This window comes from Terrisporobacter glycolicus ATCC 14880 = DSM 1288, assembly GCF_036812735.1.
Classification (GTDB): Bacteria; Bacillota; Clostridia; order Peptostreptococcales; family Peptostreptococcaceae; genus Terrisporobacter; species Terrisporobacter glycolicus.
In genome coordinates this window covers 1,665,402-1,682,839 of the sequence record NZ_CP117523.1, presented here as the reverse complement: position 1 = coordinate 1,682,839, position 17,438 = coordinate 1,665,402, and the positions used below count along the sequence as shown (strand labels likewise).

The window sequence follows — 17,438 nt, the reverse complement described above, 5'->3', positions numbered from 1 at the left end:
GCGAAGTTCTTTATTATTTTTATTAATAATCTACTTTTTCTTTTAAAAAACTTCCATCTCTTAATTCCCTAAATGCCAAATCTAGTTCTTCTCTAGTGTTCATTACTATTGGTCCTCCCCAAGATACAGGTTCTTCTAATTTATCTGAACTTATAAATAAAATTTGTATATCTTCGTGAATAGACTCAATATCTAACGAATCTCCATTTGTTAACTTAACTGCTGTCTTCTCACTTATAGTTTCTCCTGCTACCTTAGCATCTCCAGACAATAAAAATACCAATACTGATTTATCCTTCTCAGTTTCAATAGTAAACTTATTATTTGCATTTAGTATTATATGATAATAATCTATTGGTAAATATTTACCCATAAAACCTTTATGCTCTTTATATTGTCCACTTATAAGTCTCAAAGTTCCTCCATCTATAGGAATCTCTTTTATTTCTTCTTTCTTTATACTATGATATTCTGGTGGAGCCATTTTATGTTTTCTAGGCATGTTTAACCAAAGTTGAACTCCAAGCATTTTATCTGAAGCAGGTAGTTTTTCTTCATGTAATATTCCAGATCCTGCTGTCATCCATTGAACTTCTCCATCTGTAATTCCATCTTCATTTCCTAGACTATCTTTATGAACCATATTTCCCTTAACTACAAGACTTATAGTTTCTATGCCTCTATGAGGATGCATTGGAAAACCTGCTGTATATTCTTCAGGATTTGTGCTATCGAAAGAATCTAACATTAAAATAGGATCATAAGTCTCAACTGTAGTATTTCCTAAAACCCTAACTAAACTTACCCCTGCTCCATCTGTAGTTCTAAAACCTCTAACTTTATTTTTTATCATTCTTTTCATCTTCTACACCTCCAAATTTTCTCATATATTTTAGTATCTCTTCCTGCTCTTCTTTGTTCCAAATATTCATCATAGAAATGATAATTGCTTCATTTTCTGGATATACAATGTCCATAAGTTCTCTACCTTTTTGTGTAATATGGAGTATAAATCTTCTCTTGTCGTTATCATCATTGCGCTTCTCTAAGAAACCTTCTTTCTCTAAATTCTTTACTATAACAGGAATGGTTCCACTAGTGCTCAATATTTTATCCTGAACCTCTCCAACAGATAAATCTCCTTTATGGTAAAGAGCTTCTAATACAGCAAATTGAGCACTTGTTAAGCCATATTTTGTATAAACCTTGTTAGTAGCTCTATTTATTTTATTTAATGCTCTACTCATTCCTATAAATATTTTAAGTTCTGTCATATCTATAACCTCACCTTGTAATATAATTTAATCATACTTAATATCTCTAATTAGAGATATTTTACTCTAGTTAGAGATATTTGTCAAGCCTTTTTAGTTATTTTCTATTTTATATCTAAAATACTTATTATATTAAATTAAAAAGGAGCCCTTTAGGCTCCAATAAATCTCTAGTACTAATTCTTCTTTTGAAATATGGCAAGCTCTTGACATAAACCGTCAAGAACTTCACCCCAAGATGTATTTGGCTATATACTAATTATTTACATTTTTATCTTTTGAACACAATTTAAATCTAGAGATTAACTCATTCATTGCAAATGATTGTCCTGTTAATTCCTCACTTGCTGCTGCACTTTCTTCTGAAGTAGCAGAGTTAGATTGTATAACTGCACTAACTTGTTCTATAGACTCTCTTATTTGGTTTGCAGACGCAGATTGATCTGATAAATTACTAGATATATCATCCACTATTTTAGTTGCTAAGTTTGTATTACTTACGGATTCCTCCAATGATTTCGCTGTATCTTCAGCGATTTCACTTCCTACATTTATAGCATTTACAGTTTCTTCTATAAGTAGAGCAGTATTTTTTGCTGCTTCAGCACTTTTAGCTGATAAGTTTCTTACTTCATCTGCAACAACAGCAAATCCTTTACCTGCATCTCCTGCTCTTGCCGCTTCCACTGCTGCATTTAATGCAAGTATATTTGTTTGGAAAGCTATATCATCGATTATTTTTATTATTTTACTTATCTCATTAGATTTTAAATTTATTAATTCTATTGCAGACATCATCTCTTTCATTTTTGCATTACTATCTTGCATTTTTTCGCCAGCTTCTTTTACTACCTCATTTGCTTTATTAGCATTTTCAGAACTACTATTAATCTTGTCTGAAACATCTTCTATTGATGCTGATAGTTCTTCAACACTGGCTGCTTGTTCTGATGATCCTTGTGCCAATGATTGTGCTCCCATAGAAACCTCATTTGCTCCAGATGCAACTTGGTTAGATGTAAGTGTTATATCTTCCATTACTTCATTTAATGATTTGATTATATTGTCTGAAGAATTTTTTATACTAACAAATTCGCCAATGTAATTAGCATTTGTTTCAACAGTTAAATCTCCCTTCGATATGGATGTTAATACTTCGTCTATATCGTATATTATTTCTGACATATTATTTACAAGGTCAGATGTTGCACTTGCTAAAATTTCTATTTCATCATTCGTAGTTACAGATGGTACTGGTGATGATAAATCTCCTTGTGCTAGAAGTTTTATTCTATCAACACAAGCTATAATAGGGTTTACTATATTATTTGCTGATCTTAACGTTATATATATTCCTAAAGCTAGAGCTATTATTATAAATAATATTATTATTTTTCCTCCATCTAAAATAGCTTGCATAAATTCAGATTTTTCTGCTGTTATTGCAATATTCCATCCATTCGTATTATCAATTGGTGCATATCCTACAAATTCTTTTCCATTTGCACCTTTAAACTCTTTAACTCCTGTATTTCCACCAATCATGTCTTTGTATATTTCTGCTAAAGGCTGTAGTGACTTGTCTTTATTTGCTGCCTCAATTACATTGTATTCTTCTTTTACCAGTTCTTTATTGCTGTTTCCTATATCAGTTCCTTTAGAGTTTACAATCGCTACCCTTCCCGTTTCTCCAATTTCTACATCTGTGGCAATTTCAGATAAAAACATTGCATCAGTGATAACACCTACAACTCCTTGAACTTCTCCATTTACTATTATAGGTGCAGTTGTAGTTAAAATAGCTTTACCATCTTCTTTATTTATTACAATGTCATTTGTTAATGCTTTTTTCTTTTCCATTGTGTCTTTAAAATACTGTCTATCTGAAAGATCCAAACCACTTATTAGATCCACACCATCTTTCCCAATTATGACCATATCATAGATATCTGGGTGCATTTCATGAATTTTATTTACTTTATCAAGCATCTTTTGTTTATTTTTCTTTGATTTATCACTTGTCACATTTATAAATGCATCATGGGCAGACATTTCATTTGCCAATTTTCTATATACTTCTAACATATTATCAATTCTGTTTGATGTTGTTTCTACTGTTTCTTCCAGTATTTTTTCTACACTTAATTCCGTACTTTTATATGAAGTTAATAACGATACTGTACCAATTACAACAGCCATAACCATAAGTGTAATAATTGATGAGAATAATAATTTTTGCTTTATTCCAAGCTTAATATCATTTTTAACCTTATTTTTTTTAAAAAATTCTCTCAAATTTTCTAATTTAAATTTTTTATTTATCATGCTTTTTCTCCCTTAGTTGATTTTATATTTTCAATTTTATAGTATGATAAATTTAATACACCCCTTTCCTTAGATAATATCTCGTAACTATAAAGACCCTTTATTCATTATCGGAAGCCATAAAACTTACTTTATAGTTAAGTATAAATTTTAATAATTAAATTTCTAAACTTTATTCTTAATAGATTAATAATTAAACAAGGTATACACAATTTTGTGTATACCTTTGAAATAAAAAAAGGAGCCTTTAGGCTCCAATTAATCAACTAATACTAATTCTTCTTTTTCTTTTGTTGTAACATTTAATACATGATAAATTATATTTATAACTATATTAGAAATTAATATAACTATGACACCATACATAAAATGATTAAGGTTATTTCCAATTTGTATAGGTGATGAATTCATAAATCCGTAATTTGAATTTGCTAAGTAATTAAATATATATATAGCTACACAGTATACATTAGTAAATACTAATATTTTTTTTAAGTCTATTTTTGTTATTCCTATCTTCTTCACATATAAAACATATATACTTCCCCATAGCAAGAACATATGACCTACAAAGAAAGATACAGACGTTATATGTGGAAATATAAAAGGATCTATATCTGCTGGAATTAATAAGGCAATTATTGAACCAGCTATCCCCCAATAAGCTCCAAGTTTCATTAAAATTAACTTATTAAAAAGTAACCCTGTGCTTAGGAATAATATTGCTATTCTACAGTGATATAAAGGAAGTCCTTGCGTTAAAACATAGTAGTCATTAGTAATATACCAAATGTATAATACTATTTGCTGAATAATTAGAACTCTTCCTATAAAAATTTCAAACCTACGATTTTCTTCTTTATGTTTAATAATTATATAACTTATTAGGGTTGACACTATTAATATCCATATATGAAATAATCCAAATTGTACAAATTTTGTATTATCAGGAATTCCTCTAAAAAAGTATTTTATATTATGCATCATATTTGCCCCCTTTCTTTCTAAAATATTTTCTTTGATTATTTATATTTAAATCTCTACCAATTGATTTCATCACAATGCATATTCAATTTATATGAATATATTAAGAAATTTAAAACTTAAGTTAAATGCATTGAATATTATATCATAAATTTATACAAGTACAAGTTTGATAAAGTTATATTTTTATGTTTTTTAAATTATTTTTTATCGTCTAAATATTAATAATATAAAAAGTTCTTGATAAAATATCAAGAACTCTTTGATTTAATATAAATTAAAATTATTTATAGATACTAATAACTTACCCCTATTACATCTTCTTTAAACTATCATCAATATATAACTCTACATCTTCTTTTTCTATTCCTAATACAATTGAAAACTCAGCTTCAATTAAATTTTTAGCAGCTCTCATAAACTTATCATCCATTTGACTAAGTTTTTTGCCATTATTAATTGCAGTGTTTTTCTTGTCTTTAAGAGTTATCATTACAGTCAATAAATCCATACAATCATGATTTTTTATTAATTTCTTATAATACTCTTGCCATTCCCTTACACTTTTTTTATCATGGTCAATTTCTTTTATTGATGGAATCTGTTCAATTAATTTATGAACTTCTTCATATGATACAATTGGTCTCATAAATACAGTAGTATCAATAGGTGCAAATACTGTTCCATTATCATGCATTGGTTTTAATGTATAATAAGTTTTTCCTTTACTACTCCCACCAATACTTAATTCACTTATATCATCTACCCTACAAACACCTTCATTTCCATAAACAATAAATTCTCCAATTTTATACATATTCATTCTCTCCCATCTTACTTATTTTTTTATTCTCTAGAGGTGGTACTTTTAGCAATAATTACTTTTCTAACTAATCTACAAAGTGTTTAAAAAAAAAGACCCCATAAAGGATCTTTTCCCGAAACAATGTATATTAACAATGTATATTATTATAATATAGTTATGTTTTCTGCTTGAGGACCTCTAGCACCTTTAACTATATTAAAGCTTACTTTTTGACCTTCTTCTAAAGTTTTGTATCCATCAGTTTGTATAGCTGAGAAATGAGCGAATACATCTTCTCCACCTTCAACTGTTATAAATCCAAAACCTTTTTCACTATTAAACCATTTTACTATTCCGTTAGACATATTAATTCTCCTATCAAAACCTCTTGCAAGATTTTTTTACCATTTTGTATTACTACAATAATTATATTATAGCACAGTTTGAAATAAATAGATACAATAATTATAAAATACTTAATATTCTATTTTTTCATTAAGTTTTCACATATTATTTTAAACTATTAATTAAATCTTCAAATTCATCAAAATGAAGTGATTGCATTCCATCTGACAATGCTTCACCTGGATTTGGATGAACTTCTATCATTAAACCGTCAGCTCCACAGGCAATCGCCGCAAGGGACATTGGTTTAACCAGTTCTCTAACTCCCGTTCCATGACTCGGGTCTACTATTACAGGTAAACCAGTTTCTTTTTGTATAATTGGAACTGCAGCTAAATCAAGTGTGTTCCTAGTATAATCGTTGTAAGTTCTTATACCTCTTTCACACATTATAATCTTTTTATTGCCCTCGTAAGCAATATACTCAGCTGCTCCAATCCATTCACTTATGGTTGCTGAGATTCCTCTTTTTAGCATAACAGGCTTGTCTTGTTTTCCTACTTCTGTAAGTAAACTGAAGTTTTGCATATTCCTTGAACCTATTTGAATTATGTCACTTACTGCATAGAGTTTTTCCAAATCTCTAACATCCATAAGTTCTGTGATTACAGCTAGTTTTGTTTCTTCTTTTACCGCTTTTAAAATTTCTAAACCTTCTTCTTTTAATCCTTTAAATGAGGATGGTGAAGTTCTTGGCTTAAAAGCTCCACCCCTAAGTATATTCGCTCCTTGTGATTTAACAAATTTAGCAGTCTTTAAAAGTTGATCATAACTTTCTATTGCACAAGGGCCTGCCATTATTACTTTATCCTTTTTGAATACAATTGTGTTATCACATGAGACTACTTCTAAATTTACATCCTCATGGAAAAGTGTTTTTTTCATGAATATTAAGCTCCTTAGTTTTTCTTTAGTAAATATATTTATATATAGGATATTATCTTTTTAAATATTTCATTATTTGAAGGATAAGATATCTCATTAATTCGTGAGATTTTAATAGCTTTCATTAAACTGTTTGATATAAATGCAAAGTCAAAGTTCTTGATGTCTTTCAGTTTTATTTCTCCTTCTATAACTTCAATATTTAATTTTTTACAAGTATCTAAGATTTTTATTTTCATTATACCATTTAAAATAGGTAACTCATTATGTGGAGTATAAATTTTATCTTCTTTTATAAAAAATATATTACTCATAGAACATTCTAATATAATATTTTCATAATTTACAAATAATCCATCGTCAAAATTATTTTCAGTAGCATATTTTTTAGTATAAATATTTTCATAGTAATTTGTAGTTTTATGCTTGTATATTATACTATCTCCTCTTTTTATGGGGGATATCGTTAGCTTAAATCCTTTATTATAAGTTTCTTCATTATAAGTTATAGGTCTAGTAGAAATATTATAACCTTCATCAAATACAGTTATTCTTAATGCTTTGTTTTTTATTTTATTATCATCTATATAATTTAAAATAGCTTGTGTTAAATATTCCTTATGATATTTAATATTCATATTTAGTGACTCAATAGATTTAAACATTCTATTCATATGTAAATCCAAATCAAGAGGACCTTCTTCAACTTTTATAGTTTCAAATAAGCCAATACCAAATTTGCTTAACTCACTATTAAAACTTACATTATTCTTCATAGTAACCTCTTAAAGCTTTCATTATAGACTTTGCTTTATCAAGTGTTTCTTGATATTCTTCACTCGGGTCGGAACCCCATGTCATACCTCCACCTACTTGAAAATACACATCCTCTTCTTTTTTTACTACAGTTCTTATGGCTATATTTAAATCCATATCTCCATTAAATCCAATATAACCTATTGAACCTGTGTATGCATTTCTTTGAGTTGGCTCTAATTCATCTATAATTTCCATTGCTCTAATTTTGGGTGCTCCAGTTATTGATCCTCCTGGGAAAGTAGCTTTTATTGCATCTACTGCATCTTTGTCATCATCTAACTCTCCTACTACTGTTGCAACTAAATGATTTACATTGGCATAAGGCTCTATAACAAATAACTCTGGTACTTTAACACTTCCTATTTTTGATATTCTTCCTATGTCATTTCTTTCTAGATCTACTATCATAAGTAGCTCTGCCTTATCTTTTTCGCTATTTCTCAATTCTTCTTGAAGTTTTAAATCTTCTTCTTTATTTTTCCCCCTAGGTCTTGTTCCTTTTATTGGTCTTGTTTCTAATTTTCTGTCTATACATTTTATGAATCTCTCAGGAGAATTTGACAAAATATTAAAATCATCGAAGTTTAGGTATGCTCCAAAAGGTGCAGGACTTACTTTTCTCAAATCTCTGTATAATTCATAACTGGATAAAGTAGTTTTACCACTAAATCTTTGCGTTAAGTTTGCTTGATAAATATCTCCATTTTTTATATATTGTCTAACTTTTTCAACTGAATTTTCAAATTCTTTTTTTGTAAAATTAGATGAAAGCTTTGTTGGAAGAACTTCTTTTTCTTCATAGCAAATTGGGTTTACTCCATTTGTTTCAGCTTCATTAATTTTATTTTCAATATTTAAAAGTATATTTTCTTCTTTTTTTATATCTAAATTTGGTGTTGCTATATATGTTTTTTCTTTTAAATGATCAACTACTATTGCATGATCATATAAACCAAAGTACAAATCATAACCATTTAAATCATCTTTTGCACTTCTTGGTAGATTTTCTATGTAATTTCCTAAATCATAAGACAAATAACCTACTGCTCCTCCTACAAAAGGAAGTTCCGTGTTATTTTCTACTTTATATTTATTTAACTCTTCTTGTAAAAAATCAAGTGGGTTTTCTTTACTGTTTTTATATTTTAAAGTTTTGAATGGATTGCTACTAATAAAAGAATATCGGCCCAATTTATTTTTATCCATAGCACTATCTAAAATAAAACTATCTTTTTCATCTTTAAATATGGTAAATATCTCAAAAGCACTTAGTTTTGTATTAATTTCTTTTATCATTTTACACACATACCCTTTCTCTAGCTTCTTTTATAAAGTTTCTAAGTATTTCATGACCTTGCTCTGACAAAATAGCTTCTGGATGAAATTGTACCCCTTCTATAAGGTAATTTTTGTGTCTAAGACCCATTATCTCTCCTTCATTTGTCAAAGCAGTTATTTCTAAATCATGAGGTAAATTTTCTTTGTCTACTACTAAAGAATGATATCTTGTTACATTTAGTGGGTTATTTAAATCTTTAAATACACCTTTATTATTATGTTTTATAGAATGAACCTTTCCATGTACAGGCTCCAATGCTTTTACTACACTTGCTCCAAAAACATGTCCTATAGTTTGATGCCCTAAGCATATACCAAGAATTGGCTTTTTCCCCTTAAAATGATTTACCACATCTATACATATTCCGGCCTCTGTAGGCGAACATGGTCCTGGTGATAAAACTATTATTTCTGGATTTAAAGTTTCAATTTCTTCTAACGTTATTTCTTTGTTTCTTCTTACTACGATTTCTTCTCCCAATTCTCCTATATATTGAACTAGGTTATATACAAATGAGTCGTAGTTATCAATCATAAGAATCATGTAAGTACCCCCCTAATGAAATGTGTAATTTTTAACAATCATCAATATAATTATAGTATAGTTTTCCTTGTAATGTGTTTATATGTTCAAATTTATTACAAATGATTTTTATGTCTTATTTCCTTCACAAACATTTCACATAAACAATTTTCTACATACATGTAATTTTTAACTTAAAAAAGGAGCCACTTAGGCTCCCATTAATCTAAATATATACACTATTTTAACTACTAAATCTTTTCTGTTTCATAATAACAAGAGTTACTGATAATATGGCTACTGCAAACCCAAGTACAATAAGCATGCTATAAATTATAGGCGTTACATTTGTCTCAGTAAAATTAACCAATACTGAAATTTCTTCATTTGCTTTTATATACCAGTAAGTTGGGTTAAATTTTGCTATAGAAATCACTGCTTTTCCTAGATATTCCTGTGGTACAAATACTCCACTTATAAAACAAAATCCCAAAGATACCACATTGGCTGCTGCTGACATTGCACTTCTAGTTTTAACTATGGTAGAAATAAGTAGACCTACACTTAGTGCTGCTAAAGTAAATATAAATGAGTTTACTAAAAATAAAATTCCATTCATACTAAACATATAACCTTTGTACATTACGAAGCTTGCTAATATCATAATAAGCCATGCAACAATTGCATAACTAATATTTCCTAATACTAGTTGAAAATTCATACTTCTCATGGTTAATGCAGAAGATAAATTTCTCATTTTTAAATCCTTGTTTTCAAATGTTAACATAACTGCTGTTACTCCAAGTATTAATATTGCAAACATGGAATAGGCTAGATAGTTATAATAATTTTTACATCCTGTATTGCTTATATATCCATTTTCATAAGTGCTTACTTTTACCTTTGTGCTATAGTCTAAATCCTCACTTATATACTTTACAAGTTCTGACTGAGATATATTTCCTAAAGCTAAAGTATATGTTTTTGCAGTGTTTAAATATCTATTTACTAAATTATCTATATAAACTTCACTAATTGAATTTGGCCTTGTATTTTTTTCAATAGTTGCTTTTTCACTATTATTTAATATTTTTTCTGTAAATCCTTTAGGTATTGTTATTATATACTCCACTTCCCTAAAATAAAGTGCATCTTGTAAATCTGCTTTCGTATTTCCTATATTCACAATATTTGTATTTGCCTTAAGGTATTCTTTCAATCCATTTACAACTTTCGAGTCTTCATCTTTATTTATAAATGCTATATTTACTTTTGTATCTTCAAAATTTATATCTTTTGGATTTTGATTTGAATTTCCAAGTGCTATAGCAAATACTACAAACACTACCATATATATTGAAAGTTGACCTAAATTTTTACGAATAACTTTGAAAAAAGCTTTATAAACTTGCATATTTTTGCCCCCTTAAAACTAAGTATGTGATTCCACTACATACTATGGATAAAATGCAAAGTAATCCTATATTTATAAAATACTTAGTTGTAGTATCGTAATAGTATAGTGAATAAAATGAATCTGCTATTAGATTTACAGGGTTTATATAACTTAATATAGGCATTTTTGAATTTACAATATATTTCATTTTATCGTACATCATACCTGATAAAAATGACATGGACATAGTTGCTCCTACTAATATACCTACCTTCACTCCCTCTGATTTTTTGAGAACTACGCCTAAACATGTTCCAAAAGATACTCCCGTAATAGTTCCTACTACACATGCTAGTAATATATATCCTATCTGATTTGAAAAACTTACTTTTAATACAAAAGAAAGATAGGCCATAAGTACTCCAATATCAAATAATTGAACTGTTGTTGCAGCTATCATAGATGACATAAATACTTTTAGTTTATGGGTTGGAGCTACACTAACTCTAGCTCCCTGTGGAGATTGATTAGCTTGAATTTGAGATATTTCTTTAAGCCCTAAAAATCCACCATATAAGCAAGCCATTGCAATAAGTGTGTAAAAATAATTTATACTTTCGTTTATAGAAGTTTTGCTTATGGCTACTTCTTTAATATAATCCGTTTTTTTGAATAAGTTATCTACACCAATACTTTGCATTGCCATTGGATTTTCTTTTATAATTCTTTTTATTGTAGATTCTGTTTGTTTGTATTCATCTACAAAACTTTTTATTATAGTCTGGTTTATTCCACTATCTTTTACTACTATGTCTATATCTTTATCCAAATATAAATATCCATCTATTTTATTATTGTCTAATAAGTCCTTTGCCTTAACTTCTGATGTATATTTTATATTAAATAAAGGATCATCACTTTCTCCCACTGAAACTGAATTTACTACATCTATAAACTCTTTATTATCATATTCTTTATCCTTTACAATAGCTATGTTAACTGCTGAAAAATCTTCAGCACTTGAAAGATTTGAAAGAGATAGATTAAATAGTGTTGCTAATAATATGGGAAATAATAATGTCCAAAACATCATATTCTTATCTCTTATAATACATTTAACTCTATATTTATAACTATGAAGAAACAATTTTTCTCCCTCCTTAATCTCTTAACGCTTTTCCTGTAATCTCTAAGAAAACATCATTTAACGTAGGTGGCTCTGAATAGATTTTTCCTATTTGCACCTTATTTTTTCTTAGATAATCTATTACAATTGATAAATTATTTTTTCCTTTACTTGATTTAACCACTAAATAATTGTCTTTGTATTTTACATAAGTTATATTAGGTAGTTCTCTTAGTCCTTTTATAACTTCTTCTTCTATTTTAAAAGTTTCTACTGTAATTGTTTCTCCACAGTTTATCATTCCTTTTAATTCTTCACTACTTCCTGTTGCTATTACTTTGCCTTTATCCATAATTGAAATATTTGTACAGATTTGTTCTACTTCTTCCATATAATGAGATGTGTATACAATTGTAGCACCTTCTTTATTTAGTTTTTGTATTCCTTCTAAAATATTGTTTCTACTTTGAGGATCTACTGCTACTGTTGGCTCATCTAGAATTATTAGCTTTGGCTTATGTGCTATTCCACAGGCTATATTTAACCTTCTTAGTAGTCCACCACTTAGTTTTTTAGGATAAAATTTTTTATATTCATCAAGTCCAACAAATTCTATGGCATCTTCCACATATATTTTTCTAAGATTTTTATCTGAAATGTATAAACCACAGAAATAATCTATATTTTCATATACTGTTAACTCTTCAAACACAGCAACATTTTGCATTATTACTCCTATATTTCTTTTTATATCATAAGCTTCTGGACTCATTGTTTTTCCATAAATTTCTATATCGCCTTTGTCATATTCTAATAAAGATAAGATACAATTTATTGCTGTACTTTTTCCTGAACCGTTTGGTCCTAAAAGTCCAAAGACTTCTCCTTCTTTAACTTCCAAATTTAGATGATCTAATGCCAATAAATCATCATATCTTTTAACAAGGTTTTTAACTTTTATAACCATATTTATTCCTCCATAAATCTCTTATTTAAGCAACAGATTTGCCTGAGTTAAATTTTAACCTTCAACCTTCAACCTTTTATACTTTTATTGTATTAGATTTTCATGTAATGAATAAGTGACTAGACTCCAAAATAACTATGACAAATGTAATAATATTATTGTTGCTGTATGAATCTAATGATAAAATCATTTTAAGAGATTGTGAATTGAGGTGATTATACTGATCAATAGATTAATTGATAAGGTTGTAGTCTTATTTATTTGTTTATCAATTTATTTACATAATGTGACTAATGCTTATTTAATTATCCCCATACTTGTATGTGTGTTTTTAAGTTCAATTATTAGTTATAAAGATAATGGCAAAGTATTAATTATACTGTCTATGTTTTTCTTGATTTTATGTTTTTTTAATTTAGACTATTTATTTTTTATCCCACTTATGTGCTATGACTTATTTTCATATAAAATAAAGTGGTTATGGCTGATCTTAATTTTTTCAATTTTAATATATAGTTTTAAAATAAGTGCTTCATCAATATTTTTAATTCTTGCTTATACTTTTATTAGCTATATTCTAAATTATCGTACTAAATCTTTCGAACATATTAAGAAAAATTATTATTATATAAGCGATAGTGCCAATGAGTTGTCTATAAAATTTGAAAATAAAAATAGAGAACTTTTGGAAAAACAAGATTATGAAGTTAATTTAGCCACACTTAGAGAGCGTAATAGAATTGCAAGGGATATTCACGATAATGTTGGTCATTTACTGTCTAGATGTATCCTTCAAATTGGAGCCCTTTTGGCTATTAATAAAGATGAAAATATTAATTTAAACCTTGGACTTATAAAAGATACTTTGTCAGAGGCTATGGATAGTGTTAGAAGTAGTGTTCATGATCTACACGAAGATGCTGTTGATCTTCAAGTGGAAATTCAACAATTAGTTGATAATTTTGAGTTTTGCTCCATAAAACTTGATTATGATTTGGAGTCAAATCCCACAAAGAAAATAAAATATAGTTTTATTTCCATAACAAAAGAGGCTTTATCTAATATTATAAAACACTCCAATGCTACGGAAGTTTCTATTTTTCTTCGTGAGCATCCATCTTTACATCAGCTTGTTATTTACGATAATGGAAGTAATATTAAGTATAATAGTGAAAATGGAATCGGTATAAAAAATATAAAAGATAGGATTGCTTCCATTAATGGAAGTTTAAATATAAGTACTGACAATGGTTTTAGAATTTTTATTTCTGTTCCTAAAAAATTAGATTAGAAGGGATATAAAATATGCGTGTATTAGTTGTTGATGATGATAAGTTAGTATGTGTTTCTCTAAAAACCATACTTGAAGTTGAAAGTGATATAGAAGTGGTGGCAACTGGATGTAATGGTAATGAGGCTATCGAACTTTATCATGAATCAAATCCAGATATCCTGCTTATGGATATTCGTATGGATGGTTTAACTGGGCTTGAAGCAGCCGAAACTATTTTAAAAGAAGATAGTAATGCAAAAATATTATTTTTGACTACTTTTTCTGATAATGAATATATAATAAGGGCTTTAAATATTGGCGCTAAGGGTTATATTATAAAGCAAAATTTTGAATGTATAGTTCCTTCACTAAAGGCAGTTTATGCTGGTCAAAATGTTTTTGGTGATGATATCATCTGTAAACTTCCTTCTCTTCTTGATAATTCTAATTCTACAGATTTCTCTGAATTTGGAATTACACAAAAAGAGCTGGAAGTTATTACTCTTATAGCTGAAGGACTTAGTAATAAGGAAATTGCTAATATTCTTTTTTTAAGTGAAGGTACTGTTAGAAATACTCTTAGTAATATTCTCCAAAAGTTAAACTTGAGAGACAGGACTCAAGTGGCTATTTTTTATTATAAAAACATATAAAAATTCAATTTACTTAAGCCACTGGGTGGGAGTTATGAAATTTTAGGTAACGACCTTGCTCAAATAATATTATAATATCCTAGTAAATAAAATAGACCCTATACAATAAGGCACATAAAATGTTCTACTTGTATAGGGTCCTCTTTAATTTTTCATATTTAAAGATTAACTAATTTAATCTTATTCTACTAAAGTATTGAATTTCTTATCTAATGACCATAATATTATACCGCAGACAAGAACGATTGCTCCAACTATACCATATGCTGGTGCAAATGAATATTTACCTAAAAATTCATATAAGTATCCATAAGATTTACCTGCTATAAATATTGCAAATGGCCATACTCCCATCATAAGTCCTAAAACTCTAGGTGGTGAGAACTTAGATATAAATGAGTTTCCTAGTGGCGAGAATACCATTTCACCAAGAGACATTAATATACCTACTGCAACAATCCACATTAAGTTCGCTTGACCTTCTCCTCTTATTATCTCAGCTCCAGCCATTACTACAAATGCTATACCAAGAAGTAACATACCTAATGCAGTTTTCTTAAACATACTTAAATCGCCTTTTGGTGAATTAGCACGCTTAGTCCATACAGCAGCAAGTACTGGTCCTAGTACTATACAACATAAAGCGTTTAATGAGTCAAACCATGCAGATGGAACTGTAAAGTTACCAATCATCCAGTTTGCTTTGTTAGCATAGTCAAAATCAGGACCCCAGTGATACAGAATTGGCATGTATGTTAAGTACCATACAACCCAGAAAATTACAGAGAATAAAGTTACAAGGAAAATAGCTGCAACTCTATGTTTTTCTTTTTTAGTCAGAGGTTCACTATCGCTTTTTTGCTTATCTTTTTCACTTTCAATATTTGTTTCATTGATTTTAAATGGTTTTTTACCTATATCACCAAAGTATGCTCTTCCTCCAAATATTAACCATAGAGTATCAAGGAATAATAATAGAGCACAAACTATGAATGTTGGACCAAAACCTACTCCATAAGCTACAAAAGATACAGCTGTAGTACCTATAAATGAACCAATATTTACAAATGAATACTGAATTGTAAAGGCTGAATCCAGCTGTGCTTTATCTTCAAATAATCTACCATTTATACCTGATATATTTCCTTTAAATAAACCTGTTCCAATAGAAACTAAAATAATCATTAACCATATCATTGCAACTGAGCCTTGTGTTGCAGATTGCCATCCACATAAATATCCAAGACCCATTAAAAATGTTCCTAAAGGTACGCAGATTCTAGGACTTACCCATCTATCTGCTATATAACCACCAAATATAGGTGTTAAGTATGTAAATGCTACTAAGTTTGCACTCATTTTTGCACCATCTGCATCAGTTAGGCCTAAGCCACCTTCAAGTAATGTTTTTGCAACAAATAATGCAATTAGCCATTTACAAGAGTAAAATGCCATACGCTCTAATGTAAATGAAAATGCACATACATAAAAGCCTTTAGGGTATTTCTTCTTTGTTTTTACAGTGTTTTCCATATTTCCCCTCCTAATTTTTTTATGTCTGTCAATACATTTATGCCCCTAAGAGAACGATATCAGAAATTATATATGCGGTCAATCATTTATATATAATTTTTTTTGTATACAATATTATTAACACAACATTATTAAAATTACAGTTTTAAGGGCTACACATTTTTGTGTAGCCCTTCATTAACCAACAAATATCTATAACTAAATTTAAACCTAACGTCCCTTATTATACAATTTCACATCCTAAAATTTCAAGAATTTTGTTTTCTTTTAAAACATTCGTATAAAATTTATCATTTTGTGATAAAACCATCTCACACCATTTGTTGGCTTCCTTCAAATCTTTCTCAACATATACTCCATAACAATACATTTCCGACAATTCTAACTGGGCATAAACATATCCTTGCCTAGCAGATTCTTTAAATAATTCCACTCCTTGCTCATAATCTTGATCTACGTATAATCCATCAAAATACATTTCACCTAATCTGAAATAGGCATCAGCAACTCCTTTTTGTGCTGCCTTATTAAAATATAAATATGCAGTTTTGTAGTCTATATCAATGCCTTGCCCTTCTCTATACATTAGTCCAGCAAAATACCATCCTTGCTTATTATCCTTCTTTGCACATTCTTTAAAATAAAAGAAAGACTTTTTATAGTTTTTTTCCACACATATACCTTCATAGTACATATATCCAAGCATTAATATTTGATCCTTCTGCTGATTTTTCAAACCACATCAATGCTTTTTTGTAATTTTGTTCAAAGACTTCACCATTGTAATACTTTAGCCCCACACTAAAGCACTCTTGATAATATTTAACATCATTTGGCAATCTATTATCAAGTATAGCCCTTTGGTTTAAAACCATCTAAATCCCCCCTGATTAAACACATTATATATTAAAATAAGAACACCCCATTAGTTACTTATTTTATACACACATTAATTTTAACTATTAATCATTTTTAGATATTTTAAGTTTATTAATTTATAACTTACTATAAGTTTACTATGTTTTTTTCGTTTTTTTACATATTATAATTCTTTTTATGTTAATTTTTTCTTTTAATCATAAACCTTATTTATAGCTATTATAGCTACTATCATCTATTACTTAATTCAATA

Annotated in this window: 18 protein-coding genes; 2 read left to right on the top strand and 16 right to left on the bottom strand. The window is 28.5% G+C overall.

Features of this window, described 5'->3' with window-relative positions; translation table 11 throughout:
* Window positions 1-22 precede the first annotated feature (22 nt).
* The 13 genes from TEGL_RS08340 to TEGL_RS08280 all read right to left on the bottom strand — a co-directional run bounded on the left by TEGL_RS08340 (window position 23) and on the right by TEGL_RS08280 (window position 12,847).
* Complete coding sequence (locus TEGL_RS08340; protein WP_018591277.1) at window positions 23-862, bottom strand: pirin family protein; 840 nt, start codon at window positions 860-862, stop codon at window positions 23-25.
* On the bottom strand, window positions 840-1,274 hold the full coding sequence (locus TEGL_RS08335; RefSeq protein WP_018591278.1) for a MarR family winged helix-turn-helix transcriptional regulator: 435 nt from the start codon (window positions 1,272-1,274) through the stop codon (window positions 840-842). Before TEGL_RS08335 ends, TEGL_RS08340 begins: the two co-directional genes overlap by 23 nt.
* A gap of 255 nt (window positions 1,275-1,529) precedes the next feature.
* Entirely contained in the window at window positions 1,530-3,599 is a 2,070-nt protein-coding gene (locus TEGL_RS08330) for a methyl-accepting chemotaxis protein (protein WP_018591279.1), read from the bottom strand.
* 258 nt (window positions 3,600-3,857) lie between these two features.
* Window positions 3,858-4,586, bottom strand: coding sequence for a TIGR02206 family membrane protein (locus TEGL_RS08325; RefSeq protein ID WP_018591280.1), 729 nt, complete (start codon window positions 4,584-4,586; stop codon window positions 3,858-3,860).
* A 310-nt stretch (window positions 4,587-4,896) separates the two neighbouring features.
* A complete protein-coding gene (locus tag TEGL_RS08320; protein ID WP_018591281.1) occupies window positions 4,897-5,400 on the bottom strand; it encodes a CarD family transcriptional regulator in 504 nt (167 codons plus the stop codon).
* Between the two features lie 152 nt (window positions 5,401-5,552).
* Window positions 5,553-5,753, bottom strand: coding sequence for a cold-shock protein (locus TEGL_RS08315; protein ID WP_018591282.1), 201 nt, complete (start codon window positions 5,751-5,753; stop codon window positions 5,553-5,555).
* A gap of 145 nt (window positions 5,754-5,898) precedes the next feature.
* Window positions 5,899-6,678, bottom strand: coding sequence for a 3-deoxy-7-phosphoheptulonate synthase (gene aroF / locus TEGL_RS08310; protein ID WP_018591283.1), 780 nt, complete (start codon window positions 6,676-6,678; stop codon window positions 5,899-5,901).
* A 38-nt stretch (window positions 6,679-6,716) separates the two neighbouring features.
* Complete coding sequence (locus TEGL_RS08305) at window positions 6,717-7,454, bottom strand: aminotransferase class IV (RefSeq protein WP_018591284.1); 738 nt, start codon at window positions 7,452-7,454, stop codon at window positions 6,717-6,719.
* Window positions 7,444-8,793 (bottom strand): aminodeoxychorismate synthase component I, encoded by a 1,350-nt coding sequence (pabB, locus tag TEGL_RS08300; protein ID WP_018591285.1) that lies wholly within the window; start codon window positions 8,791-8,793, stop codon window positions 7,444-7,446. Before pabB ends, TEGL_RS08305 begins: the two co-directional genes overlap by 11 nt.
* 1 nt (window position 8,794) lies before the next feature.
* A complete protein-coding gene (locus TEGL_RS08295; RefSeq protein ID WP_018591286.1) occupies window positions 8,795-9,379 on the bottom strand; it encodes an anthranilate synthase component II in 585 nt (194 codons plus the stop codon).
* A gap of 223 nt (window positions 9,380-9,602) precedes the next feature.
* Window positions 9,603-10,772 (bottom strand): ABC transporter permease, encoded by a 1,170-nt coding sequence (locus TEGL_RS08290; protein WP_018591287.1) that lies wholly within the window; start codon window positions 10,770-10,772, stop codon window positions 9,603-9,605.
* On the bottom strand, window positions 10,759-11,901 hold the full coding sequence (locus tag TEGL_RS08285) for an ABC transporter permease (protein ID WP_018591288.1): 1,143 nt from the start codon (window positions 11,899-11,901) through the stop codon (window positions 10,759-10,761). Before TEGL_RS08285 ends, TEGL_RS08290 begins: the two co-directional genes overlap by 14 nt.
* Window positions 11,902-11,914: 13 nt before the next feature.
* On the bottom strand, window positions 11,915-12,847 hold the full coding sequence (locus TEGL_RS08280; RefSeq protein WP_018591289.1) for an ABC transporter ATP-binding protein: 933 nt from the start codon (window positions 12,845-12,847) through the stop codon (window positions 11,915-11,917).
* Window positions 12,848-13,496: 649 nt separating this feature from the next.
* Between TEGL_RS08280 and TEGL_RS08275 the strand changes: the two genes are divergently transcribed.
* A complete protein-coding gene (locus TEGL_RS08275; protein ID WP_018591290.1) occupies window positions 13,497-14,138 on the top strand; it encodes a sensor histidine kinase in 642 nt (213 codons plus the stop codon).
* Window positions 14,139-14,152: 14 nt separating this feature from the next.
* A complete protein-coding gene (locus tag TEGL_RS08270; protein ID WP_018591291.1) occupies window positions 14,153-14,773 on the top strand; it encodes a response regulator transcription factor in 621 nt (206 codons plus the stop codon).
* A 180-nt stretch (window positions 14,774-14,953) separates the two neighbouring features.
* Here the strand turns inward: TEGL_RS08270 and TEGL_RS08265 are convergent, their stop codons facing one another.
* From TEGL_RS08265 to TEGL_RS08255, 3 genes are all read right to left on the bottom strand, one after another.
* Window positions 14,954-16,306, bottom strand: a complete 1,353-nt coding sequence (locus TEGL_RS08265; protein ID WP_018591292.1) for a peptide MFS transporter — start codon at window positions 16,304-16,306, stop codon at window positions 14,954-14,956.
* Window positions 16,307-16,529: 223 nt separating this feature from the next.
* Entirely contained in the window at window positions 16,530-17,012 is a 483-nt protein-coding gene (locus TEGL_RS08260; protein ID WP_018591293.1) for a tetratricopeptide repeat protein, read from the bottom strand.
* Window positions 16,990-17,181, bottom strand: a complete 192-nt coding sequence (locus tag TEGL_RS08255) for an SEL1-like repeat protein (RefSeq protein ID WP_018591294.1) — start codon at window positions 17,179-17,181, stop codon at window positions 16,990-16,992. Before TEGL_RS08255 ends, TEGL_RS08260 begins: the two co-directional genes overlap by 23 nt.
* Window positions 17,182-17,438: the final 257 nt, after the last annotated feature.